25 protein-coding genes are annotated in these 26,821 nt (G+C 29.2%); 21 read left to right on the plus strand and 4 right to left on the minus strand.

Annotated features, from left to right (window positions below):
- Nucleotides 1-11 precede the first annotated feature (11 nt).
- From S100390_RS01470 to S100390_RS01490, 5 genes are all read left to right on the plus strand, one after another.
- The gene (locus S100390_RS01470) at nt 12-1,019 is read left to right on the plus strand and encodes an NAD(P)H-dependent glycerol-3-phosphate dehydrogenase (RefSeq protein ID WP_156768768.1); all 1,008 of its coding nucleotides are present in this window, start codon (nt 12-14) and stop codon (nt 1,017-1,019) included.
- A gap of 56 nt (nt 1,020-1,075) precedes the next feature.
- Entirely contained in the window at nt 1,076-2,266 is a 1,191-nt protein-coding gene (locus tag S100390_RS01475; protein ID WP_231918061.1) for a hypothetical protein, read from the plus strand.
- Between the two features lie 70 nt (nt 2,267-2,336).
- Nucleotides 2,337-3,149 carry a Cof-type HAD-IIB family hydrolase gene (locus S100390_RS01480; RefSeq protein ID WP_070406537.1) on the plus strand — a complete coding sequence of 271 codons (813 nt, stop codon included), beginning with the start codon at nt 2,337-2,339 and terminating at the stop codon, nt 3,147-3,149.
- 44 nt (nt 3,150-3,193) lie between these two features.
- A complete protein-coding gene (gpmI, locus tag S100390_RS01485) occupies nt 3,194-4,771 on the plus strand; it encodes a 2,3-bisphosphoglycerate-independent phosphoglycerate mutase (RefSeq protein ID WP_070406538.1) in 1,578 nt (525 codons plus the stop codon).
- Nucleotides 4,772-4,881: 110 nt separating this feature from the next.
- Nucleotides 4,882-5,847, plus strand: a complete 966-nt coding sequence (locus tag S100390_RS01490; RefSeq protein ID WP_070406539.1) for a CPBP family intramembrane glutamic endopeptidase — start codon at nt 4,882-4,884, stop codon at nt 5,845-5,847.
- 24 nt (nt 5,848-5,871) lie between these two features.
- On the opposite strand, the gene S100390_RS01495 is transcribed toward S100390_RS01490, so the two are convergent.
- From S100390_RS01495 to def, 3 genes are all read right to left on the minus strand, one after another.
- Nucleotides 5,872-7,260, minus strand: coding sequence for an alanine--tRNA ligase-related protein (locus S100390_RS01495; protein ID WP_070406540.1), 1,389 nt, complete (start codon nt 7,258-7,260; stop codon nt 5,872-5,874).
- 77 nt (nt 7,261-7,337) lie between these two features.
- Entirely contained in the window at nt 7,338-9,098 is a 1,761-nt protein-coding gene (rnjA, locus tag S100390_RS01500; protein WP_070406541.1) for a ribonuclease J1, read from the minus strand.
- Between the two features lie 174 nt (nt 9,099-9,272).
- Nucleotides 9,273-9,854, minus strand: coding sequence for a peptide deformylase (gene def / locus S100390_RS01505; RefSeq protein ID WP_070406542.1), 582 nt, complete (start codon nt 9,852-9,854; stop codon nt 9,273-9,275).
- Nucleotides 9,855-9,934: 80 nt separating this feature from the next.
- Here def and rsmD point away from each other — a divergent pair, with 80 nt between their 5' ends.
- The 10 genes from rsmD (at nt 9,935) to S100390_RS01555 (ending at nt 21,751) form a co-directional block, all read left to right on the plus strand.
- Nucleotides 9,935-10,507, plus strand: coding sequence for a 16S rRNA (guanine(966)-N(2))-methyltransferase RsmD (gene rsmD, locus S100390_RS01510; RefSeq protein ID WP_256468789.1), 573 nt, complete (start codon nt 9,935-9,937; stop codon nt 10,505-10,507).
- A gap of 1 nt (nt 10,508) precedes the next feature.
- On the plus strand, nt 10,509-11,084 hold the full coding sequence (gene gmk, locus S100390_RS01515; protein WP_070406544.1) for a guanylate kinase: 576 nt from the start codon (nt 10,509-10,511) through the stop codon (nt 11,082-11,084).
- Nucleotides 11,085-11,106: 22 nt separating this feature from the next.
- Nucleotides 11,107-12,378: a 16S rRNA (cytosine(967)-C(5))-methyltransferase RsmB gene (gene rsmB, locus S100390_RS01520; RefSeq protein ID WP_070406545.1), complete on the plus strand. Its 1,272-nt coding sequence runs from the start codon at nt 11,107-11,109 to the stop codon at nt 12,376-12,378.
- A gap of 54 nt (nt 12,379-12,432) precedes the next feature.
- Nucleotides 12,433-14,106 carry an arginine--tRNA ligase gene (argS, locus tag S100390_RS01525; protein ID WP_070406546.1) on the plus strand — a complete coding sequence of 558 codons (1,674 nt, stop codon included), beginning with the start codon at nt 12,433-12,435 and terminating at the stop codon, nt 14,104-14,106.
- A 45-nt stretch (nt 14,107-14,151) separates the two neighbouring features.
- Nucleotides 14,152-15,666, plus strand: a complete 1,515-nt coding sequence (locus S100390_RS01530) for a hypothetical protein (RefSeq protein ID WP_070406547.1) — start codon at nt 14,152-14,154, stop codon at nt 15,664-15,666.
- Nucleotides 15,667-15,768: 102 nt separating this feature from the next.
- Nucleotides 15,769-17,103, plus strand: a complete 1,335-nt coding sequence (locus S100390_RS01535; protein ID WP_231918062.1) for a BMP family ABC transporter substrate-binding protein — start codon at nt 15,769-15,771, stop codon at nt 17,101-17,103.
- 66 nt (nt 17,104-17,169) lie between these two features.
- Complete coding sequence (locus tag S100390_RS01540; protein ID WP_070406549.1) at nt 17,170-17,430, plus strand: hypothetical protein; 261 nt, start codon at nt 17,170-17,172, stop codon at nt 17,428-17,430.
- Nucleotides 17,431-17,515: 85 nt separating this feature from the next.
- On the plus strand, nt 17,516-19,201 hold the full coding sequence (locus S100390_RS01545; RefSeq protein WP_232215468.1) for an MSC_0882 family membrane protein: 1,686 nt from the start codon (nt 17,516-17,518) through the stop codon (nt 19,199-19,201).
- Nucleotides 19,202-19,274: 73 nt separating this feature from the next.
- Nucleotides 19,275-20,354 carry a radical SAM family heme chaperone HemW gene (gene hemW / locus S100390_RS01550; protein ID WP_070406551.1) on the plus strand — a complete coding sequence of 360 codons (1,080 nt, stop codon included), beginning with the start codon at nt 19,275-19,277 and terminating at the stop codon, nt 20,352-20,354.
- Between the two features lie 53 nt (nt 20,355-20,407).
- Nucleotides 20,408-21,751 (plus strand): Sapep family Mn(2+)-dependent dipeptidase, encoded by a 1,344-nt coding sequence (locus S100390_RS01555; RefSeq protein WP_070406552.1) that lies wholly within the window; start codon nt 20,408-20,410, stop codon nt 21,749-21,751.
- A 67-nt stretch (nt 21,752-21,818) separates the two neighbouring features.
- Here the strand turns inward: S100390_RS01555 and S100390_RS01560 are convergent, their stop codons facing one another.
- A complete protein-coding gene (locus S100390_RS01560) occupies nt 21,819-22,082 on the minus strand; it encodes a hypothetical protein (protein WP_070406553.1) in 264 nt (87 codons plus the stop codon).
- A 190-nt stretch (nt 22,083-22,272) separates the two neighbouring features.
- On the opposite strand from S100390_RS01560, the gene S100390_RS01565 reads away from it, so the two are divergent.
- The 6 genes from S100390_RS01565 (at nt 22,273) to S100390_RS01590 (ending at nt 26,737) form a co-directional block, all read left to right on the plus strand.
- Nucleotides 22,273-22,746 (plus strand): hypothetical protein, encoded by a 474-nt coding sequence (locus S100390_RS01565; RefSeq protein ID WP_070406554.1) that lies wholly within the window; start codon nt 22,273-22,275, stop codon nt 22,744-22,746.
- Nucleotides 22,747-22,759: 13 nt separating this feature from the next.
- The gene (locus S100390_RS01570) at nt 22,760-23,203 is read left to right on the plus strand and encodes a hypothetical protein (protein WP_070406555.1); all 444 of its coding nucleotides are present in this window, start codon (nt 22,760-22,762) and stop codon (nt 23,201-23,203) included.
- A 248-nt stretch (nt 23,204-23,451) separates the two neighbouring features.
- The gene (locus S100390_RS01575; protein WP_070406556.1) at nt 23,452-24,162 is read left to right on the plus strand and encodes a hypothetical protein; all 711 of its coding nucleotides are present in this window, start codon (nt 23,452-23,454) and stop codon (nt 24,160-24,162) included.
- Between the two features lie 20 nt (nt 24,163-24,182).
- Nucleotides 24,183-24,965, plus strand: a complete 783-nt coding sequence (locus S100390_RS01580) for a TrmH family RNA methyltransferase (protein ID WP_070406557.1) — start codon at nt 24,183-24,185, stop codon at nt 24,963-24,965.
- Complete coding sequence (yihA, locus tag S100390_RS01585; protein WP_070406558.1) at nt 24,965-25,564, plus strand: ribosome biogenesis GTP-binding protein YihA/YsxC; 600 nt, start codon at nt 24,965-24,967, stop codon at nt 25,562-25,564. Before S100390_RS01580 ends, yihA begins: the two co-directional genes overlap by 1 nt.
- A 39-nt stretch (nt 25,565-25,603) precedes the next feature.
- On the plus strand, nt 25,604-26,737 hold the full coding sequence (locus S100390_RS01590) for a formate/nitrite transporter family protein (protein ID WP_070406559.1): 1,134 nt from the start codon (nt 25,604-25,606) through the stop codon (nt 26,735-26,737).
- Nucleotides 26,738-26,821 lie beyond the last annotated feature (84 nt).

The following is a 26,821-nucleotide window of genomic DNA, read 5'->3' on the forward strand; positions in this document are numbered from 1 at the left end:
GGTAAGTAATAATGAGAAAAGAACAAAAGAATATCACTATTATCGGAACGGGAGCGTATGGTACTGTTTTAGCTAATGTTTTAACTGACAATGATCATAATGTTATAATGTATGGTATTGATAGTAAAGAAGTTGATGATATTAACAATGAACATTTGAATAGTCATTTTTTTGGTGATTTAAAAATTAATCGGGAAATTAAAGCAACAACTAATTTTGCCGAAGCCGTTGAAGATGCTGAATATATTATTTTGGGAATTCCAGTTATTGCTATTAAACCAGTTATTGAAAAACTTAATCAAACAGTAACAAAACCAGTCGTTATTATTAATGTCGCAAAAGGATTAGATCCTGAAACACATGAAGTATTATCACATTCAATTGTTAAATTAATTGATAATAAAATTTTAAAAGCATATGCTGGGATTTATGGTCCAAGTATTGCTAAAGAAGTTTTACAACGTAAACCAACTTGCATTATGGCAGTCTCAAATGAAATTGCAATTGCACATGAAGTTCGTAATTTATTTAATAATGAATATTTTGTTACCTTTGCGAATACAGATGTTATTGGCGCTGAATATGCTGTTGCGTTAAAAAATGCTGTTGCAATTGCATCAGGAATTTTTAATGGTCTTTATGCATCAGATAATGCTAAAGCATCATTAATCACAATGGGGTTAAATGAAATTCAACTTTTTGCAAAAACAAAAGGTGCTCAAATTGAAACTTTTTTAAATTTTGCTGGATTGGCAGATTTAATTTTAACTGCAACTTCGAACAAATCACGAAATTATTCGCTTGGTTTTGAAATTGCGCAAGTAGATGATGCTAAAAAAGTATTAGAAAGTCATGCTAAAACAGTGGAAGGAGTTTTAACTTGCAAAACAATTGTTTTAGATGCTCGCGCTAATAAAATAGTATTACCTTTATTTGAAGCTTTATATGATATTTTATATAATAATAAACGCCCAAGTGCGATTATTAATAGTGTTTTTACAAAAGCAATATTGGCATAGCAAAAATTCTCATTTTATGATATAATTATCGTACAATAGTGTATGGCAAAATTTAAATGAAAGGGCATAAAATGAGTTTACATCATACTTGGACCAATAATGGTTTAGAAAATAAACCTGACAATAATCAACAGCAACTTTCCCCAAATCAAGGGAGTAATTTTAATGTTGCTCCGCAGCAGTATCAACAGAATGTTGCTTCACAACAGTATCAGTCGCAGTCTGCTCCGATGGCGCAACAATATTCACAGCAACCAAATTTAATGCAACAACCACCACAAAGTGTTGCTCCGCAACAATATTCACAGCAGCAACAAGCGGGAGTTGCTCCGCAGCAGTATCAACAGAATGTTGCTTCACAACAGTATCAGTCGCAGTCTGCTCCGATGGCGCAACAATATTCACAGCAACAAAATTTAATGCAACAACCACCACAAAGTGTTGCTCCGCAACAATATTCACAGCAGCAACAAGCGGGAGTTGCTCCGCAGCAGTATCAGCAGAATGTTGCTCCACAGCAGTATCAGCCGCAGTCTGCTCCGATGGCACAACAGTATCAGCAACAGCAGCAGCAATCTGCTCTGAATACCGGAGCACAGCAGTATCAGCCGCAACAACAATATCAACAACCAATGATGCAGCAGCAACGTACTAATTTTAGTCCAACAGCGCAGCAAAATCCGCAGGGGGTGAATCCAATGGTTAATAATGTGCAGCAACCATCTGCTGTTCCAACGCAAAACCAAACCTTAGCAGAACGGATTGCTAATTTACAAAGTGGTGGTTTAAATCAAAATGAAAATTATTCTGGTCAAAGAAATATTAAACCATCAGATTTATTAAATGTTCCAATTGATCCTAATATTAAGGTAGGTCTTGGTAAAAATATGAATATTGCAGCAGCCTTACCAACAGATTTATTTGAAAGTGAAACTGAAAAAGGAAACCATAAGAAAAATCGAAAATTAAATGCTGAAGTTGAAATTGATGGATTACAATGTCAATGCAAAAATTGTGTAAAAAAATCACGCCCTTGATTAACAGTCTTGGTTAGTGTTTTAATAATGCTAGCAATTTTAGGCGGGGCTGTTGGAGCTATTTATGGTTTTCGGGTTCAAATTAAAGATTGATTATTAGGAACAGAACTAACTGTTGCAAATTCATCACCAATTGTAAGTAAAAGCGCAGGAGCATTATTACCTAATGATAAATCAATTTCACCAACTAGTTATTATTTAAATTCATAAACCATATTTAAAAATATGGTTTTTTCTTTTACAATATAATTATGAAATTTTTAATAGAAAGTAGGAAATTATGAGAAACATTAAATTAATTGCATTAGATATGGATGGGACTGCTTGTCGTTTTCATCAAGGGATTGAAACTGCTAATATTATGCCAATTATTAAGGCACAAGAAATGGGGGTACGGGTTATTTTTGCAACTGGGCGACCAATTTTAACATCATTACCAGAAGCATTAAAAGTAAAAATGGATTATTTTCAGCAATATTTTATTGGTTTTAATGGTGCTTGTATTTATGATATTAAAGCAAACAAGATTGTTCATCAACAAACATTATCTGTTTTACAAGTTAATTTTTTATTTCAATTAGCAAAAAAATATCACAAAAAAATATGATGTTATATTGATGATTTAACGAAAGTAATTGTTAATTTTGACCCGATTGGAGAAAATAATCTAGAATTAACTTTTTTTCATGGTGAATTTATTCAATATGATAATTTATCTGAAATTAAGAATACTGCTTATAAATGTATTGTAATGGATGTACAAGAAACAGATCCATTTATTATTTTAGCACGCGCTGAAAACATTGAAATTGCAATTGATGCTAGTCATACTGCTGAAATGAATGCTCCCGGAATTAGTAAATTAGCGGGTTTAAAATGAATTTCAAAGCAATGGGGAATTACGCTATCAGAAATGATGGCAATTGGTGATAGTATGAACGATTATTGAATGATAAAAAATGTTGGGTTAGGCATTGCGATGAACAATGGTCAAGATCAAATTAAAGCAATTGCGAAAGATATTACTAGTAATGTTGAAGAGGGCGGTGTTGCCAAAATGATTGAAAAATATATTTTCAATCATAAAAAATAATTATATAATTGTTGAGGAAAAAGAAAAAGAGGAGAAATATTGAAATGAAAGCTAAACAACCAATTTTATTAGCAATTCTTGATGGGTGAGGGATTGCCCCTGATTCAAAAGGAAATGCTGTTACACAGGCACATATGACAAATGTTGAAATGTTAAAGGCAAAATACCCTTGAGTAGCTGCTCATGCATCGGGAGAATGAGTTGGGTTACCAGATGGTCAAATGGGAAATTCAGAAGTTGGTCATATTCATTTGGGAGCTGGTCGAATTAAGTATGAGTCATTAACGTTAATTAATAAAGCCATTAAAGATGGAACTTTTAATCAAAATCCGGAAATTTTAGCGGCAATTAATTTTGCAAAACAAAATAATGGTGCTTTTCATATTATGGGCTTATTTTCAGATGGTGGAGTCCATTCACATCTTAATCATATTTTTGCAGCGTATCAGTTAGCAGCAAAAGAAGGAGTTAAGGAAATTTATTTACATTTATTTGGTGATGGCCGTGATACCAAACCAGAATGTATTAAAACATATATTGAACAATTCAATGCTTTACAAGCAAACTTGAAAGTAGGGGCAATTGCTACAATTGGAGGCCGTTATTATGCAATGGATCGTGATAAAAAATATGAACGGGTTCAAGTTGCATATGATGTTTTAGTTTCGCGAAAAGGAGCTGAGTTTAGTGATCCGTTAACCTATATTGATCAAGAATATCAGGCGGGTCGTAATGATGAGTTTTTAATGCCAGCTTATAATATTAATACTCCACAAGGATACATTAAACCAGGTGATGGAGTCTTTTTTGCTAACTTCCGTCCTGATCGTGCAATTGCTATTGCTTCAGCATTAACAAATGCTGATTTTCCTGTTAATGAAGCAGAAAGTTATTTTATGCCAAAATTAAATGATATTTATTTTGTGTCAATGATGGAATATGCTGCAACAGTTGGATCAAAACATGTTGCTTTTCAGCCAATTGAAGTTGTTAATGGATTAGGAGAATGGTTAAGTAAAAAGGGTTATCATCAGTTACGAATTGCAGAAACGGAAAAAATTGCACATGTTACGTTTTTCTTTGATGGGGGAAAAGACTACTTTAAAAATGGTTTAGCAACTCAAACTGAAATTACATTGCCAGGTGCATCAGCTGCTTTAATTCCATCACCAAAGATTGCAACATATGATTTAAAACCAGAAATGTCAGCGTATGAAATTACTGATAAATTAATCGCTGAACTTAATCGTAATGAATTTGATGTTATTATTTTAAACTTTGCCAATTGTGATATGGTTGGTCATACTGGGATTTTACCAGCAGCGATTGAAGCAGTAAAAACAATTGATGATTGTCTTGGTAAAATTTATTTGGCAATGCAAAAAGTTAATGGAATTATGATTATTACTGCTGATCATGGTAATGCTGAAATTATGATTGATGAAACTGGGGGACCAAATAAAAAACATACTTCCCAATTAGTTCCAATTATTATTACCAAAGCAGGATTAAAATTGCGTGATAAAAATCCGGCAATTGCCGATATTGCTCCAACTATTTTAGAATTATTGGAAGAAGAAATTCCTGCCGAAATGACACAACCATCATTAATTCTTAAATAAAAAAAGATATTAAATAATATCTTTTTTTATGAAATAATTTGTAGTTTTAACTACATTTTGGTTAAAAATCAGTATATAATAAACTAGTAAGGTTTAGAGGAGTATTAAAAATGAATAACAATGAAAATGTTTATAATAATTTTAAAAGACCATGATATGAATTAAAACCAACCTTAGTTGATCGTGCTTCACCATTTGATTTTAAATTAGTTAATATTCGTAATACTGGTTATATTTTTATCGGAACAGCAATCTTTGCACCATTTTTTATTAGCATTTTAATTTCATATTTATTTACTCATAATGAATATGCTTTAGTCGGAATGAACTTTATTAGTTGAATTATCGTTGCTGTTGGTTCTTATTTTGTAATTGGTGGCGCTCAGAACGAAATTATGCGTTCTGGTGCAATTGCATTTTATTATTTTTATTTTATTCCTAATATGGTTGGTTTAATAATTGGTATCATTGCTAAGTCATTTCAGCCATCTGCTTCTGCTTTAACAACAATTAATTTATTAACAAGTTTACTTGCTGCTGGGATAACGATTTTTATTACTTACAAAACTTCACCCTTTATTTTTAAAAAAATTAAATTAACTTTTAAACAAGATTATAAACGCTTGCTGTTGGTTGGTTTAATTGCAATTATTGTCGTTTTTCTTTTTAATTTTATTTTTGGTTATTTACAATCATTAATAACATCAACTCCATCAAAGAACCAAGAGAATTTAGTTAAAGGTCTTGGTAAGTGATGGAACATTGTGATTTTATCGATTTATACGGTTTTTGTTGCACCGATTATTGAGGAATTAGCTTGCCGACATGGAATTTTTAGTTTAACGGGGAACAAATGAATTGCTTTTGTTGCTTCGACAATTTTCTTTGCTGGAATGCATGTTACTTCGACTGGTGATTGAGAACACATTATGGGTTATTTAGGAGCAGCATTAGCATTAGGAATGTTGTTTATGGTTGTTTATGGAAATGTAACTTATAATATTATTGCACATGGGGGGTTAAATTGTATTACTACCATTTTAATTATTACAGCTCCGAGTTTTTTAACTAGATAAAATAAAAAGACCTTGTTGGTCTTTTTATTTTCTTAGAGCTGTTAACAATTGTTCTAAAAATGAATTAATTTCATTTTGATATGTAAAACTAATAAAGAATGGGGTTCCACCACCAGTAATTTTAAAATGTTCCTTATTTGTTTGCAAGAAATTATTAAGATTAAAGTTAGTTTGATTTTTTTTAGTAAAACTAATAAAACCATATTTTAAGGTTGCATTAACAAAAATAATTAAGGTATTTTGATACTCTTGCAAATATTTGTTTAATTTATTACGAACTAATTCAAGAGTTATTTTTTTATCATTAATAATAATTTCTTCCACTGTTAGGTTATTATTAATAGCAGTTGTTTTAACCGGAAAAGTAGTTTCTTCAATGGTTTGTAATAATTGCTTATATTTTACTTTTGCTATTTCATTTAATTCCTTTTCTAATTTTTCAATTTCAAGGTTCAAATTGTTTTTTTCAATTAAGGTTGTTGGTACAGGAAAATCAGGAATCATAAAAGTAAAGGTTGAATCATAACCACTAATTTTTTTTACACTTTGTTCTAAACCGCTTCTTTTTTGGTTAATTCAGTTGGTAAAGTATGCTTGTGTTGTTTCCTTATTCGTTGAAAATTGCATTCGAATTTTCTTTTTATCCGCTCAACAATCTCAAATTTCAAAAAAATCAATTTCTTGTAGATTATTAACATGCGTTCCACCACATAAATCAATTGTGGCAGTAGGGAATTCAACTACCCGAACAATTGGATCATATTCAAAATTTGGATGTGCAATTGTTAATTTTACTGCTTCAGCAATTGGCATTTGATGTTCAATTTTAGCAATATCATGGTTAATTAAATCATTAATAATTTTCTGACGCGCTGCTAAAATAATATTTAATCAATTATCAACTTTATTCATTGCTAATAAAGCATAATCAATTCTAATTTGAACTGAATCTGTTATTTCACCATCATTTAAAATTTGTTCAATAAGATATGATAAGAGATGTTGGGCAGTATGGTTTTTTGTAAGTTTAATGCGACGTTCTGTGTCAATTTTTTGTTCTAAAGTATCGTTAAGATTGATTGTTGCTCCTTGTGTATCAACAAGATGAAGATATACTTTTTTATAGATTTGCTTATTAAGATCAAAAACCATAATTTTATGCTTATCTTTAATTAAAACACCAGTATCTGAAATTTGACCCCCACCAAGAGCATAAAAAACAGTATGGTCAAAGGCAATAAAACCAACTCCATTTAATTGTTCAACGGGGTGCCCCGCTTCATTAAAGAGAGCTACAACAGTTCCGTTGTCGGTCATTTGTTGATACCCATGAAATTTTGTTAGGGGAATCATAACTTTGTTATCTTGTTTTTTTAAGTTAGTTCATAATAATTCAATTTGTTCATTATTCATAGTAATATCCTTTCTTAATATTAATTAAAATTATATGTTATTTTATAAAATAAAAAAAGAATAATTAAAGTATTCTTTTATTTTTTATTTAAAATTACAGGGATAATTAGCGGATTACGACGTTTATAACGGTAAATAAATGGCGATAGTGATTGTTTAATTGCATTTTTAAGAGCACCAAAAGTTGGCTTTTGAGTTTTTAAAACTTCATTAACTGCTTCAGTTGCTAATCGAATTGATTCATTGATAATATTTCCTGATTCTTTAACATAGAAACTTCCTCGTGAAATAATACGAGGTGGTGTTAATAACTGGTTATTTTGTGAATCAATTGAAATAACAACAGCAATTAAACCATCTTTTGATAAAATTTCACGGTCACGAACAACAGCAGTTGTTTGACCAGATAAATCTTTTCCATCAACATAAACTGCTTCGGCTTCAATTCGTTTTCCAATCGCTCCGGTACCGTTTAACAATTCAATTTGATCACCATTAGCACAAATAAAGACGTTTTCTTTTGGAACATTAACACTAGTTGCTGTTTCACCGTGTTGACGTAACATACGATAATCTCCATGCATTGGCATAAAGTATTTTGGTTTTAATAATGTAAATAATAATTTTTGTTCTTCTTGCGAAGCATGCCCTGAAGTATGAATTTGGTTCAGAGGACTATTTTCTTGGACAATTGCCCCAGCACGAACCAATTTGTTAATAACGCGTTCAACATCGGCTTGGTTACCAGGAATTGGTGATGATGAGAAAATAACAGTATCACCAGGAATAATTGAAATATGTTGATGCTGATTATTAGCAATTCGTGATAAAGCAGCCATTGGTTCTCCCTGACTTCCGGTACAAATAATTAAAATCTCGTTATCCTTATAGTTTTTAGCATCATTAGCTTTAATAAAGGCTTTATCAGAAATTTTTAAATGTCCCATTTGACGGATAATTTTAATAATTCGGTCTAAACTTCTTCCAAAAACTAAAATTTTACGACCATATTTATTAGCAATTTCAACAATATGTTGAATTCGGTGAACATTTGAAGCAAATGTTGAAATCAAGATTCGTCCTTTTGCTTTTACAAATAATTCTGCAATATTTTTAATAATTTTTGTTTCAGTTTGAGTATATCCCTCAACTTCCGCATTTGTACTGTCTGCCATCAATAACATAACACCTTCTTGCCCCATATTTGCCATTCGTTCAATGTCAGAACGATGTCCTAATGGTGTTCAGTCAAATTTATAGTCTCCTGTTGATACTACTTTGCCATTTGGTGTCATAACTGAAATTCCAAAGGCATCAGGAATACTATGGTTAACAGCAAAAAAGTTAATTTTAAAGTTTTTAGTTTTAATAACACTCATATTGTCAACTTCTTTAACAATAGTGGTTTGTTCTAATTTTGCTTCTTTTAATCGATCACGAATCAAAGCAGCAGCTAATCGAGGGGCATAAATGATTGGAATTGTTACTTCTCTTAACAAGTATGGAATTCCTCCAATATGGTCTTCATGCCCATGAGTAATAAATAGAGCTTTTATTTTTCGTTGATTTTCTTTTAAATAATTGTAATTTGGAATAACAGCGTCTACTCCAAGCATTGTTGAACTAGGGAATTTAACTCCAGCATCAAGCATAATTAATTCTTCATCATGCTCAATACAGTATGTATTTTTACCAACTTCTTCTAAACCTCCTAAGGCAAAGACTTTTGTTGGAAATTTATTTTTAATAATATTTTGTGTTGTTGTTTTTGGTACTATACTAGCTGGTTTTGTAGTTGTTGTTTTATTTTTATTTATCTCTTTGTTTTCTTCATTCATTGAAACTATCACCTCATAATTCTAAAAATTCATAGTTTTTTCTTATTAAATTTATTATTTAATATTATTAAAAAGAAAAAAATTAATTCCCTAGTATCCAAAAAATTATAACACAAAGATTAATAAGTTTACAAAAAAAATACTTTTTCTTAAAAAAGTTAAAAATTATTAAGTTTATAGAATAATTCAATCCGAATTTTTTAATCAAGGATTTTTTTTATTAATTAAATCATAATATAATTTACCCTCTAAATGTTCTTGTTCATGTTGAAAAACAATTGCTTCATAACTTCGAACGGTAATTGTTACTTGTTGTTGTTTTAGATAGTCATATCCATCAATGATAATTCGAAAACTACGTGGAACAAAGCCTTCTTTATCACCATCAACACTTAAACAACCTTCGCCCTCTTCAATACAAGCCAATTGTACGCTTTTGCCAATAATTGTTGGATTAATCATTGCATGTTCAATTACTTTTTTGGTTCCAGTTTCATCATCAGTATCTTCAATTCTAATATAATACATCTTAATATTATGACCAATTTGTGGGGCGGCAAGGCCAACTGCAGGTCTAATTGTTTGTTTATCATTTTTTTGTAAATCTTGTGAATAACGCACAAAATCAATTAATTTTTGCATAACAAGTTCATTTTCGGGCGATAATGGAAACAAAACATCATTTGATGATTGTCGAATTGATGGTGTATCATCAAATACTAATCAATCCTTATTTGGAATTTCATTTTGTAACACTAAAAATCACCTCTTAGAAAATTATAACATATCCCATAATTATTGATGAAATTTAGTATAATAAAAAAGATAGAAAAGAGATTAGAAGTATGCGTGTAATTAGTGGAAAGTATAAGGGTTATCAAATTAAAACTTTAGAAGGAATGAACACCCGCCCAATGACTGCCCGAGTGAAAGAAGATATGTTTAATATTTTAGATAACTATTTTATCTATGAAAATAAAACTGGTTTAGATATTTTTGCTGGTAGTGGTCAATTGGGAATTGAAGGATTATCACGCGGATTACAACAATGTTTTTTTAATGATTTCCATCAAGGTGCTTATCAAATAATTACAACTAATCTTCAAAATCTAAAAATTGTGAATGGAAAAGTATTAAATTATGATTATAATGTGTTATTAAATTGAATGTTTCAAAATCAAATAGCGATTGATATTTTATTTTTGGACCCACCTTTTAAGCAAATTCAATATTATTATGATATTATTACTACAATATTGAAAAACAATATTATAAATAACTATGGAATAATAGTTTGTGAATCAAATCAAGAACTATCATTTGCTCAATTTGACTTAGTGATGTTACGTTACAAAAGATATAAAAAAAAGTATTTATATATACTACGTTTAGAAAAAGGAGAAAATTAGTGTGCAAAAAAGGGGTTTTTTAATTATCTTCTCTGGCCCATCGGGAGTTGGGAAAGGAACAATTTGCCAGGAACTGTTTAAATATGAAGAATTAAATTTAGCTTATTCAGTTTCAATGACAACAAGAGAAAAGAGGCCAGATGAAATTGATGGCGTAAATTATTTTTTTGTTGATCGACCAACCTTTGAAAATGCAATTAAAAATGATGAACTATTAGAATATGCAGAATTTGTTGGGAATTATTATGGAACACCAAAATCATATTGTATTGAACAAATTGAAAAAGGGAAAAATGTTTTATTAGAAATTGAAGTTCAAGGAGCAACACAAGTATTAGAAAAAATTACTGATGCAGTTTCAATTTTTTTAATTCCGCCAAGTTTAGATGAATTAGAGAAGCGGATTCGTGGACGAAAAAGTGAGCCCGAATCTGTTCTTCAAGCCCGATTAGCAAAAGCAGCTGATGAACTTCCGCTACAAAGTAATTATAATTATGTTGTTGTGAATAATACCGTTGAACAAGCAGTGGCAGAAATTAAAACAATTTTAGAGCAAGAAATTGCTAATCGTTTATAAGTTAACTAAAGGTGGTTAAGGTATGCGAGCAAGAGAATTAGCCTGAGATATTCTGTGGAAGGTTTTTGCAAAAAATAAATTTAGTAATCATTTATTAGCAAAAACAATTGAACTAAACGCCAGTTTTACTGATCAGGATAAAACCTTAATTTATCGAATTGTTTATGGCACTCTTAAAAACAAATTATATTTAGAATATATTGCTAATCAATTTATTGATAATAGAAAAACTAATCAAAAACTACAAGTCATCTTATGAATGAGCATTTATCAATTTCGTTTCTTGGATCGCATTCCAAACTATGCTATTGTTAATGAAGCAGTTAACATTGGAAAAAAACTTAATTCAAAATATGCGGGGTTTGTTAATGCTACTTTAAAAAGGATTTTTGAAAGCAGTGATGATATTTTTGAAATCAACCTTGCTGATGAAACAAAAAAATTAAGTATTAAATATAGTTTTCCGTCGTCATTATACTTAATTCTTCGAAATGAATATAATGAAGAGATTGCGCGAAAAGTTATGGAAGATAATTTAACAATTCCAAAACTTGCTTTTCGTGTTAATACTTTAAAAATTACACAAGATGAATTATTAACAAAATATGCTGATTATAATTTAACAAAAAGTGTGGTTTCACCAGTTGGAGTTATTGCTGAAAAACCGGTTATTAATTCCGCAATGTTTCAAGAGGGTTTAATTTTTATTCAAGATGAAATGAGTATGCGAATTGCAGAAGTCTTAGATCCCCAAGAAACTGATCGTGTCTTAGATATGTGTAGTGCTCCTGGTGGTAAAACAACACATTTAAGTCAGTTAATGAATAATAAAGGTATTATTGATGCATATGATATCAGTGAAAAGAAACTTAATTTAATTAAAACTAATGCCCAACGATTAGGGATTACTAATATTTATCCGCATTTATTAGATGCTAGAAAAATTAATTCATCGGTTCAATATGATAAAATTTTATGTGACGCACCATGTAGTGGTCTTGGTGTTATTAAACGAAAACCAGAAATTAAATATCATTCTTTTACAAGTGAGAAGTTAGCTAATTTAGTAGAAATCCAAGAACAATTGTTAGAGAAAGCTTATGAATTATTAAAACCAGGAGGTATTTTAGTTTATTCTACTTGTACATTTGAAGTATATGAAAACAGTTTACAAATTAGAAATTTTTTAGCAAAATATAATGATCTTGAGATAATTACAACTGAGCAAATTTTTGGGTATGAAAACAATACTGATGGATTTTATTATTGTAAAATTAGAAAAAAAGATAAGTAATTATAAAAAGTATGTAAAATATATATAAGAATAAGAAAGGAAGGAAGCATAGTTATGAATACGAATGTTAAACTGATTGAAGATCTTTTGCAGCAATATTTAAAGGCACACAATTTAACCAAAGAAGTAATGATTGAAAAACCACGACAAGAAGGTTTTGGGCATTTATCAACAAATTTAGCTTTATTATTAGCTAAAGATTTAAAAAAAGCGCCAAATAAAATTGCCGAAGAAATTATTGCTTTTATTGAAAAAAATAATAAGACATATTTTAAAAAAATTGAAATTGCTGGAGCAGGATTTATTAATTTTACGCTAGCTGATGAACAATTACATCAAGTTATTAATGATGTTTTAAAGTTACAAGCAAAATATGGACATTCAGCACCAAAAGATTTTATTTATAATTTAGAAATTGTATCAGCAAACCCAACCGGTTTTTTACATATTGGTCATGCACGGAATGGAGCTATTGGGGATAGTGTTGCGCGTATTTTACGTGCGGCGGGATATAAAGTTCAAACTGAATATTATGTTAATGATGCTGGTAATCAAATTAATAATTTAGCCGTAACTGTTTTTGTTAGTTATTTAAATTTATTAGGGAAAAAAACTGAATTACCACCAGAAGCATACCGTGGTGATATGTATGATGAAGTAGCACAATATTTTGTGGATAATTATCAAGATAAATTTATTGATTTAACTTTTAATGAGGATTATAAACTTAGTGATTCAGAGGTGCACGAATTGTTTCGCAAAAAATCGGTTGATTTATTTTTAGATATTATCAAAGAACAATTAAAATTATTTCGGGTTGATATTGAATATTATTCATCAGAAGCCTCAATGTATGAAGGCGGTAAAATTCAAGGAACATTAGACCAATATGCCAAATTAAATAAAACGTATCAACAAGATGGCGCTTTATGATTAAAGACTACTGATTTTGGTGATGATAAAGATCGTGTTTTAGTTAAATCAAATGGTGATTTAACATATATTACACCAGATTTAGCTGCACATAATGAACGTTTAATGCGAACAAAAGCCGATAAATTAGTTAATTTTTGAGGCGGTGATCACCATGGGTACATTATTCGAATGTTGGCGGGTTTACAATTATTAGGTTATAAAAAAGATATCTTAGATATTGATATGATTCAAATGGTGCGATTAATTAAAGACGGTGCTGAATATAAAATGAGTAAGCGAAAAGGAACGGCAGTTTGATTAATTGATTTAATTGAAGAAATTGGGGTTGATCCAATTCGTTATATGTTAGTTTCAAAAAGTGCACAAAGTCATATGGATTTAGATATTGGTGTTTTAAAAGAGCATTCATCAAAAAACCCCGTTTATTATGCACAATATGCAACAGCGCGTTGCAATAGTGTTTTACAACAAGCCAAAGTTAATGATATTAAAATTGATAATGTTAAAACTTTTGAGTTATTAACTTCACAAAAAGAATTAGATCTTTTAAATGATATTGATTTATTTAATCGTTGTGTTGAAGGGGCGGCAAAGTTGCGCCAACCGCATTTAATTTGTGATTATTTACAAAATATTGCACGTCAGTTCCATTCGTATTATAATGAATCAAAAGTTATTAATTTAGATAACTTAGAATTAACAAAACAACGTTTAGTTTTTATTAAAGTAATTTATCAAATCTTAGCAAATGCCTTTAATTTATTAGGGGTTAATGTTATTGAACAGATGTAAATTAAGTTGTGCTATAATTTATCAGAGAAGAAAGAGGGTCTAAGCATGTTAAACGATAATTGAGATGTTTTTTTATTTAGTCCATTAATGCTATTATTGTTATTTGTTCTTTATATCTTAATTTTAGTAAAAAACATTAAAATTAAACATGCTAGTCAAAAAGCATTCTTTGTTCAAACTTTTTTATATTGGTTTGCTTTATCAGCCATTGTTGGTGATAATTTAGAATTTAGAAACCTATTTTTTGCTGCTTCAATTAATAATTTTGAAGGGATTGCGTTAATTACAGTTGCATCTCTTTCATTTTATGCAGTGTTAGCAATGATCCCTTATGTTTTTTTACATAAGGTTTTTTCTCGCGTTGGCTGACATTTTGTACAATATGGAATTTTTGCTGGTTCGGCCCTAGGTATTATTATTTTAATTGCTTATCCGTCGCTACCAACTTTAATTATTGCAGCAATTTTTTTAGGGTTTGGAATTGTTAGCAAAGCTAGTTATTTTTTATCATATAATGAAGTTTACGGTCGTAAGTTTTTTCCTTTTAAAACTGTTAGTTTAATTGCACCATTAATGACTTTTGCTCTTATTTTTGGAAGTGAGCTTAATAATTTGGTGATAACAGGAGCTAGCAATTTATCCAATCATTTACAAATTGTAATTATTGGAATGATTGCCGTTTGTGCGATTGGGATTGCAGCAATGATATACTCGTTATTTTCACATAAAGAATTTACTTCACAACCTTTTACAATTGAACAACAAAAAATGTTTGAACCATTTAAATGAAAAAAAGTTTTAATTATCTTTTTTATGTTTCTTTTAATTATTGCTTTAAAAGAAATATCACAATCAAATATTTATATTTGATTATTAGGGCAGCGGACTTGGGAAAAATACCATGATGCCTTAAAGGTAAATCAATTTGTTCGTTTGAATGAGCAGTTATTTTTAATTCCACAATTTTTTGGTGCTTATTTAGCATGTCATTTACTTTATAATAAAATTGGTGTTAAGTATTGTTTTGGTTTAGGATTATTATTATGATTCTTATTCTTTAGTATTGCTGCTTTTAACCATTCTCCTGATGCTTATTTATTTTTACAAATAATTAATGGTTTAGCTTATTCAATGTGTTTTAGTATTTTATTTGCAATGACTTGCGAATGAAAATATCGTTCCCCAACCAATCGTCCCGTTGTTGCTCAATTACAATTATTATGATTTGGAGTTGAATTTATTACAAAATTCTTTGATGATTTTGTTCGTGAAAAAAAGATAGGAATATTTAGTAATTATGTTCCGGGGCAAAACTATATTCCAGTTGATAATTTTGCTGGTCAAATTGATAATATTACAACAATAATTTTTACAATTTGTGCATCAATTGTGCTAATTATTCTGTTAATATTTTATTATACCTCAGACCTAATTTTAGCTGAATATCGTAATCATTTGCGATTATTGGTTCCTAAAATTAACTTGTTGCTACGTGAAAGCTTTATTAGTCGTGTAAAGTCAAATATGGCAATTGAGGCAGATGAAAAAAATAAAAGTTAACATAATAATGAATTATTCCTTGGTTTAAGAAGCAATGCTTTTTATTGTGTTTAACTTTATTTTTAGAAGGAGTATGTAATGAGAAAAATAATGAAATTTATAATGGCACTGCAAATAGTTATTCCTTCGGCGGGTTTTTTAACAGCTTGTTTAAAAAAATACCATTACATGAATAATATTTGAGTTATTAGCAGTGGTACCATTAATGATAAGTCTTTTAATCAATCAGCATGAGAAGGAGCAAGTAAATATCTTGTTTCACAAGGAGGACAGCCAGTTTTATCAAATTGACAAAATAGTAAGATTCGTGCCAGTTATTTTGAACCAGTAGGGTTAACACCAGCTGAATTTAAAGCAGCTTATATTACAGCAAGTATTGCTGGGGCAAAAACATTAATTTTACCAGGATTTATTCATGGGAATACAATTGGTTGAGCATCAACCCTTGCTAATAATGTAATTTTTATTGATGGTAGTGGTCAAAATATTCATAAAAATATGGAACAAAAAGGATCTTTAGCAGATAACATTGTTGGAATTTTATTTCAAAAAGAAATTGCTGGTTTTTTAGCTGGGTTTGTTACAGCAATGTGACTTAATTTGCATCAAACAGAATTTAATGGTCAGTTACGGATTGGAACTTATGGTGGGATGGATAATCCAATTGGGGTTTCAAATTATTTATGAGGATTTTTATTATCAGCAGATATTTTTAACGAAATAATTAATAATAATAGTGTTTATCCTAATTTACACGAGTTAAAACAAGACATTTTAACTCTTTTACAAGGAATCAATCCAGCATTAACAGTATTACAACCGATTCGTAAAGCACAAACAGTATTAAACAAAAACGAATCATGGTTTTCACAATCATTTAATCAGGGAGATGGAAAGGTTATTTCAGATTATTTAATTAGTAAAAAAGCTAATGTTATTTTTCCCGTCGCAGGACCACAGACTCAAGATACAATTGATCGAATTAAATATAACGAAGCAAATACAAAGGTGGTTGGTGTTGATACGGCACAATCCGAAATTTATGGTGACCAATACATTATTACGAGTGGTTTATTAAATATTGCCCAAGCAACAGAAGACGCTTTAACAAATATTTACTCATCAGCGTGTGGTTATCAAGCAAATAGTAAAACATGAGATAATAGTAAAGCAACTAATAACTGTTGAATTAATACTGATCAATCATCAAGCACAAATGCTAATTGGTTGGGTGTTGAAAAGACAAAATGAATTGATAATAAGATTATTAGTTACATTAATAAAGACCAAAAGTTAATGAAATTAGCAACAGCGGTGGGAGCAGTTTATAGTAAGATAAACCAATTACATTTTGTTGATACGTTAGCTTTAACATATGAAACCCAACAAACCCTTAAAAAAGCGGTACTATTGATGTTAGAACATGGTTTGAAATAAAAAAATATTTTTTTCGTAAAAATTAGAAAATTATAGTATAATACTTTTAGATAGTGTGGTGTTTATATGGGAGGAATCTTGGCTATTAGTATAAAAATCTTAGATTTAGAAATTCCAATAATCGGGTTAGTTGGGTTTTTACTAGGATTCGCAACGCTATTATTATTTATTTATTTTGCTATTACTTTTTCTTTATTTCGAAGTAAAAAGAGTAATCAAAATTGAACAAATATGATGAAATTAAAAGAAGAAACAAGTTTTAAGGAAAAAATTGAGTATTTTGAACAAGAAATTATGCTAGCTAAAAAAACGGGTGATAAAAACTAGATAATTCTTTTTTTAAATAAATTAATCTTCACAAGTAGGGTGGGTGAAACAAAGTATGGGTTTTTTTAATACAGTAAAATCTTTTATGACTAAAGATAAAGAACATGATAAACAGTCACAAATGCAACCAGGGAATGGTTTTGGTGATAATTTTAATCCTGAATCATTGCATCAAAATAATCCAAATTTTACCCAATATCAAGGAAATAATAATGGCATTGCACAAAATCAGTTGCCACAAGATCAGTATTTCCGTCCTAATGAAGCATATAAGCAAAATCAATTAAATAATACTGAAATGTTATACCAAAATCACAATACAATTCGTCCAGCACGAATGAACTTAAGTAACCAATATAATTATTATGCAAATAATGAAAGACAATATATTGATGAAGAACGTGAGTTAATTACAGCCCCAGGAACACCATCCGTGCCACCAGGTTATGTTGAACCTTATTATAATCATGATGCTGCTAATAATTATTCACGACCACCGCAGCCACAAATTTTACCACGTCGAATTCATCAACCCACACCAAATTCGATGCAAGATCAATATTTAGTGGCTCAACAGAATTATGGTGGATATTCGTATCCAGAAACAATGAATTATCAAAATAATCGTGATGGTTATTTTAATGATGAACATGTTTATGTGAATCAATATCGTCGTCCTTACCAACGTCGTGTAGTTAATCCATATAATCAGTTACAGTTTAATGAACAATTTAATCAGTCAGAGGTATCTTATGATGGAAAAAATTATTATCCTAATGTAAATCCACAACCATATTTTGATGGAAATCAAATGATGGCAAACTCAATGCCGGTTCCACCAACCTTCTATCAAAATAATAGTTATTTACCAGCAACTCAGTTGGAAGGGCAATCTTTCCCAAATGGTTTCGAAAATAATCGTTATGCTTATCAACCACAATTACCAACAAAACATCGTCGTCGTCATTTTAATCGTGAATATGCTAATAAATTAATCCCATTAGAAATTGCGCGTGAAATTCGTTCGGAAAAAGTTCGAACATTAATTATGATTACATTTGGGCTTTTTGGTACAATGTCAACAAGTTTATTTATTGCCTTATATTTTATTACACATCAACAAGGAATATCATCAATTATGGAAATTCAAGCAAAATATATTCCGCATCCATTTTTAACAATTACCTTTTTATTAATTTCATTAGGATTATTATTTGCTGGGATTTTTGATTTATCACGGGTTCGAATTGAAACAAACAATTATATTTCACATTTAATGCGTGGTAATCATACGATTCCCCATTTCTTGATTGATAATTATAAAAAAATGACAGTTCGTAGTATTATTTTAAATTGATTAGCATTTCCAACGTATTTCTTTGGGGGAATTGTTTTAGGAATTCTTTATGGTTTTCAGCAACATTCTGGCGAAGAATTCCGATTTGGATTTTGAAGTTGAGGAATTGTTGATGATTTAACAGCGGCAATTACGATTACAATTGCAATTTTAATCGCAACATTAGGAATTCATATTGCTAATATTGTTTTAACAAAAAAACGTAAAGCAAATATTATTGGTTATTATGGATATGAAATTGTTAAACCAGAAGAATTAGCAGCCTTGAAGAAAAAAACCAATCGGATTTGTTTAGTTATTTTCATTATTTTTCTAATTATTTTAACGCTAGTAATTTCAATTCCATGATTAATTGCACGTCGTCGTAAACGACGTGGTGAACCAATCTTTGGTCGTTTATTTAACCGTAATTAAGAATTGTTTTAAAAACAATTCTTTTTTATTTAAAATTATTTTATAATTATTAATAAAGAAGCGAGGATTAATAATGATTGAACATTTATATGTACATATTCCTTTTTGTGACCATATTTGCTTTTATTGCGATTTTTTCAAAATTAAGAAATCACGTGATGAAATGGTTGATGAATATTTACTGTCGTTAGAACAAGAAATTTTACAATCACAGCCACCATTTAAATTAAAAACAATTTATTTAGGCGGAGGAACACCGAATAGTTTAGATGATAAACAATTAGAAAAATTATTACAATTGTTGCAAAAAATTGATCAAACAGCAGTTGTTGAATATACCATTGAGTTAAATCCTGAGAAAATTACAAAAAGTCAATTGCAACTTCTAAAAAATTATCATGTTAATCGATTATCAATTGGAGTTCAAACATTTAACGATCAGTTATTAAAAAAAATTAATCGCCATCATAGTGTTGCTGATGTCGTTGCTAGTTATAATTTAGCACGAGACGAAGGATTTGATAATATTTCTTTTGATTTAATTTATAACTTGTTTGATCAAACAACAGATGATATTCAACAAGACTTAATAATGGTTAAACAATTACAACCTGATCATATTAGTTGGTATTCATTAATTTTAAAAGAAAATTCTTATTGAGGAAAAACGAAAGTAAAATTACCAGATTATGATATTGCCTTTGACGAAATTATTAATGCTGCTCTTAAAAAAATGGGTTATGTTCGTTATGAAATTTCAAATTATACCAATAATAATAAGAAATCACAGCATAATTTAGGCTATTGAACTAATAAATCATTTTGATTATTTGGACCAGGTGCCGCTGGTTTTATTAATGAAGATGGTTATTATTTATTAGAAAACACCCGAAAATATGCAAATTGAACACAGCAGAAAACAGAAATATTATTAGCAGATTATTATTTTCAAATTTTAATGATGGGATTACGAGTTTTAGAGGGTATTAATTTAGCAACAGTAAAAGATGCTCAAGCAGCAATAACTTATTATGAAACTAAAATTGCCGATGAAGTTGCAAAAAATAATTTGGTTTTTGAGAATAATCATTTACGTTGTACAAAACAAGGATTAAATATTCTAAATGATATTTTAGTTAATATTATGGAATAAATTTTATGTTATGATATGAGTATCAAGGCCCTTAGAAGGGATAGGAAAATAAAATGGAAATAGATGTTATTAAATTACAAGAAAAATATTTTTCAGAAGCATTAGCAAAAATTCAAGATATTATTCAAATTCCATCGGTACGTAGTGCAGCACAACCAAGTGCTCCATTTGGAATAGGAACAAAAGCTGTTTTAGATTATGCCATTAAATTAGCACAAGAATTAGGTTTTAAAACTTATCAGGATCCCGAAAACCGTTATGGTTATGTTGAATATGGTACGGGTGCAGAAATCTTTGCTATTTTAGGACATTTAGATGTAGTTCCGGCTGGTGATCTTAAAAAATGAGATTTTGACCCATTTCAAGCGCAGATTAAAGATGGAAAATTATTAGGTCGTGGCTCATTTGATGATAAAGGACCAACCATTATCAATTTATATGCTTTAAAATATTTAAAAGACCATAATTACCAACCAGATTATTGTATTCGTTTAATTTTCGGTTTAACAGAAGAAACTGATTGAGCGTCAATTGAAGCATATATGGCAATTGAAGGAACCCCTGCGCTAGGTTATACTCCAGATGGTGAATTTCCAGTTGTATATGCAGAAAAAGGAATTATTAATGCCGATATTATTGGTAAAGGGGAAAAATTTGTTTTATTAGGTGGTGAGGCATATAATTGTGTGACTGATGTTGTTCGTTATCAAGGACCATATCTTACAGAAATTAAAGCTAAATTAGATCAAAACCAAATTGAAACAGCTCTTGAAAATGATTGATTAATTGTGAAGGGGAAAGCATCACACGGAAGTTTACCTGAACGAGGAATTAATGCAGCATTAGCAACATTGGCAACATATGCTGAGTTAACAACTGATTCACCAATTGCTAATTTTGTAAAAAAACATTTATACAATGATTTTAATTTTAGTCAGATTTTTTCAACAATGAAGGATGAAACTGGTTTATTGGTTGTTAACAATGGAATTGTTGAGATTAATGCTGAAAAAACGCGTTTAACATTAAATATGCGAGTACCAATTTCATATCAGTTAAAAGATGTTGAAGAGCCATTAACAGGTGAGTTATCAAATTATCATTTACAATTAACAATTATTTCTTGAGAAAAACCAATTCATGTGCCAATTGATAGTCCGATGATTAAGAATATTATGCGGGTTTATCGTGACGTTACTGGTGATCAGGATGCAAAACCAGTTGCAATTGGTGGAGGAACTTATGCAAAGGCAATGCCAAATTGTGTTGCTTTTGGTGCTGAATTTGATATTAATGAATCAACAATGCATGCATATAATGAGTATGTTAAAATTAGTGATTTACAAAAAATGTTAGAAATTTATACAAAGGCAATTCCATTGTTGACAACAAAATAATATTTTAGCAATTAAAAAAGTTTTAATAAATATACTTTATAAAGATATTTATTAAAACTTTTTATTATTACATTAATTTAGCAAGACGTTGAGCAATTGATGGTTGTCCTTTTGCTCAGAAAATAATAACGAAGATTGTTCCAACAATTGTTACCATTAAAATTCATTGTAATAAGGAACATAATCCATAAACAAATTTTCCTTTGCGAGTATTTGGACAATCAGTTCCAAAAATCAGTGTTCCAACAGGATTCACATTAAAAATTCATAGAATCACATTTAATCAACAAAACAAAATGTTGAAAAGTGATGACAGCATTCTTTTAGCCATAAAATTGACTCCCTTCATAATAAAGATAGTTAATACATACAATTATTATACTATGGAATTTTAAAAATTTTTGGGTTAAGTTGATTGAACATAGTTATCTAAGTTAATGCTAACTAACAGATAAGTTCTTAATTGTTTCCTTTCAATTTGTGATATAATAAATGCATTGAATTCTTTGGAGGATATAATAATGAAGTTAGAAAACTTGCGAGATAATGATAAAATAACTGATGAAAATAATGAACAAAATAATAAAAATGATGTTAAACGTCATTATGAATATTGAATTAAATTTAAAGATGAATTATTTGAGTATTTATGTGAAATAATTAAACTTGGGAAAATTACTTCTTTTTGTTGTAATAACTGTCATCAGGAAAAAGATATTGATGATTTAAATATTTATGATCTTTTTTTTGGTTTTAGTTTTGATAAAATTAATGTAAAAAAAGAAGCAATTGAGCAATTTAATGTTGATTTATGTAATGAATGTAATCAAATGAATGATGTTACTAATTCATATATTAAAGTTTTACGAAATAATGTTGCTTGTGTTTATTGTAAAAAATTACTTTATCAAGATGACGAACATTTAGTTCTTGACAATAATAATTATTGTTCACGAGAATGTTTGCGGAAATATCTTAATAAAACAATTAAGTAGGGAGATTAAAAAGATGAATAATAAAGTTTTAAGTAATAATAAATGATTAGATAAATTTGCAGAATTAGTAACAAAGATTCAACATTTAACAAATATTCCATATGTTGATTGTGAAACTTGTAATTATGAGAACCAAATGTCAAATTTAGCTTTTGCAAATTCTTCATATGAAATTTTATCCGTTTTAATTAAATCAACTTGTGGTCATGATGTTGCACAAGGAGTTAGTTTTTTACGAATGGTTAATGACAATGGCAGCAATTTTGAACTATTAGGGCAAGGAATTGCTGAGTGTTGAGTTCATAAAGAAAAACCATGTACACATCATTTAAATGAATCAAAAGAGTTTGTTTGTTATCAATGTGATAAGCTTAAATCAAAAATTATGCGAATTGATAATGTTAATGTTTGTTCGTTAAAATGTTTAAAAGATTATTTGAATGCACAAGCAAAATAAGGTTTAAGGATAAACTTAAACTATTGTTTTAATAATTTTTTTAGAGAAAAAGAAAGAACAATTTAAGTTGTCAAAATGATTAAATTAAGTTCTTTTTTTTAAATTATAAAACTTATCTATATTTAAAATTTTTTAAAAAATGTCTTTTAGGAAAAGATTAATTTATAATTATCCTTTACTTAACGAATTATAAAAGTTAAAATTATAATTAGTTAATTACTATGGTTCAAAGAAAGAGGTTTATATTTATGCCATCATATTATGCAGAACATATTCTAAAATTAAAACAGCCAAGATTAAAAGCGCCATTAACTGGAACTGAAATTGACACGATTGTTAAAAGTTTTAAGCATTTAGTATGTAAAATTAAAAAAGATGCGGTTATTATAAAACATGAAAAATTTGGATATGAACTCTTTCGCAGTAAAGCTGACAACAAATATTGATCATATGCGATTACTTTTACTGAACCAATTGACCCTTTAAAGCCAATTTATAAACATCATTGAATTGGCAATGCTTTTATTGGCTATGGTTATGATACTTTAGCAGAGACAATTGCTCGCACTTTTAAAATGATGGAACAAGGTCCAACCTCGCAAACGAATTTCCGTGATTATTTAGATAGTTGAGATGAAGGAAAAGAACGTATTTTTTTAACATGAGAAGAAAAGGAATGAAGTTTTGAAAAATACTTACAATTTCAACGTTGATATAAAAAAAATAAGATTAAAATCATGGCAAAACAAATTGGTGTTAAAGATGCGGAAGATTATAATCAAGAAAATAATCAAGAAAATAAACGTACCGGATTATCGGTTTTATTAGGAAAAATGCAAGATCCACCAAAACGTCCACGGGCAATGGCGGTGGCCATGCGAGAAACAGCAACAACAAAAAAACAGTGAGATGATCCTAAAACAAAAAGGTATCTTGTCGGCTTTATGTATGTTAATTAAGAAAGAAAGAAAACAAGCAGATGGAGTATCGTGAAATTAATTCAACACAAAATGAACACGTTAAATTATTGGCAAAGTTAAAAGAAAGAAAATACCGTAAAGAGTTAAATTTAGCATTAATTGAGGGTTGAAATATTATTGAAGAAGCTTTACAACAAGAATTACTAGTTGAGATTTTAACAACTGCACCAAATAAATTAAAATTAAAAAATGTTTCTAATGTTTTAATAACGATTTGTTCAGAACCTATTTTAGCAAAATTAAGTCAAAGCAAAAATAGTCAAAATATTATTGGTGTTATTGATTTAAATAAGATAAATAGCAAGAATGATTTCGGGGCTAATCAAAATATTTTATTATTAGAAAATATTCAAGATCCAGGAAATTTAGGGACATTAATTAGAACCGGTTTGGGTTTTAATTTTACTAATATTATTTTATATAATCATACTGTTGATATTTTTAATGATAAAGTATTACGGGCTAGTCAAGGTGCAATTTTTGGGACTATTATTAAAGAACTTAATTTGGAAGAAATTAAGGCTTTACAAGCAAGGCAATATAAACTTATTACAACCACTTTAAAACAAAAGAGCATTTTTTTACAAGAATGTCAGTTTAATAAAACAGAAAGATATATTTTAGCGTTAGGAAACGAAGGACATGGCCTTTCTGTTGAGTTACAAAAAATTAGTGATTATAATGTTCAAGTCAAAATTAGTCCAAAGTTAGAATCATTAAATGTCGCACAAGCAGGCACAATTTTAATGTATGAAATCAATCGTCAATTGGAGGGGCAATAATGTTTAAATTTAAAAATGCTAATTATCTTACCTCGGCAGTAAACAAAGCCGGTTGAATCAATGATGATTTATTTGAAATTGCCTTTTTAGGTAAAAGTAATGTTGGAAAATCAAGTTTTTTAAATATGTTAACAAATCAACGTCAATTAGCAAAAGTTTCACAAACACCAGGAAAAACAAGAATGTTAAATTTTTTTTCAATTAATAATAATCAATTTCGAATTGTTGATGCCCCAGGTTATGGTTTTGCAAGAGTAAATGATAATCATAAAGTTGCTTTTGCAAAAATGATGGAAGAATATTTAACCCAACGAGATAATTTAAAATTTGTTTGTTTATTAGTTGATTTACGGCATTCACCAACCCAAGATGATTATGAGATGTATCAATATTTAAAACATTTTAAAATTCTAACAATTGTTATTGGGACAAAATTAGATAAATTAAAAAAGAATGATATTCAAAAACAAGAAAAAATTATTAAAACAAAATTAAATTTTACCGATAGTGATTATTTTATTAAAACATCAGGCAGTAAAAACATTGGGCGTGATGAATGCTGAACATTATTTGCAAAATTATTAGGATTTAATGTATAATTTAAAACAGAGTTTATTTTAAGAACGAAAGGAAAAACAATGAAAAATACTATTAAAATAGTGAAATATCAAAATGAAATTGATAAGTTATCAAAAATTGATGTATCAGTTTTAGAGGGCCATTGATCTTATTCTGAACAAGCTATTATTGGTGCTTTTGAATCATCTGATCGTAAAATTAGGGCCGGAATTATTAATACGTTATTGAATGGTTTTTTAGGGGGCCTATTTATTTCGGTTGGATATATTGCTGCATTGTATGCTATTCAAGGAATTACAACAACTGGGATTAAACAAGTAATTTTTGGGATTGTTTTTCCTGTTGGCTTATTGTTGGTAACATTTTTAGGTGGTGGAATTTATACTTCGCATTGTGTTGGATTTATTAATGCGGCAACCGGACACGCAAATCCATGATTGTTTGTTCGTAATTTATTATTAATTTTTTTATCTAATTTTATTGGTTGTTTGTTCGCAGCAGTTATTATTTATTATGCTGCTGTTTATGGTCATCAAACAACAACTGATTTAAACAGTTTTGCTGGTCAAACGATGAACATGATTCAACATAAGGTTGGTTCGATTGGAGAGGCTTTAGCCCATGGTCACGCAGTGACTAGTAGCGATATGGGAATAACTTTTTTAAATAGTCTTATGTCAGGGATTTTTTGTAATATTTTAGTTGCTGCAACATTATATGTTACTTATTCTTCAAAAAGTCCAACTGCTTCAATTTTATGTATCTTTTTTGTTCTATTAGCATTTTGTATTTCTGGTTATCAACACGTTGTTGCTAATTCATTTATTTTCTGAATGAATGTCTTAATGTTAGGAACCCCAATGTTTGGGACGGAAGTTTTACCGGGTTCGTCAGTTGGTTATTTTGCAGGATTTAATTTATTACCGGCTTTTATTGGTAACTTTTTGGGGGGAGCAGTTATTATTCCAACGGTGGCATACTTTATTGCACATAAAAAGGTTGCTGCAACAGCTGTTAATTTAAAAAAAGAAAATTATGGAAGTAAAATTAAAATATTACAATTAAAAGCTGGTTTTGCAGAAATCATTGATAATAATTTTGTCTTGGATCAAGATAAATTTAGTAAAGCAATTAATAATGTCCAATTGCCAGTTAAAAAACAGTGATTTATTAAAAAAGAAAAAATTAAGTAATTTATTGTTTTTTAAGATAAAAAGAACTATTTAATATAGTTCTTTTTTTGCTAATTTGTGAATTAACAAAAGAAAAATTAAATT

Origin of the sequence: Spiroplasma sp. NBRC 100390 (assembly GCF_001886495.1) — a bacterium.
GTDB lineage: Bacteria > Bacillota_I > Bacilli_A > Mycoplasmatales > Mycoplasmataceae > Spiroplasma.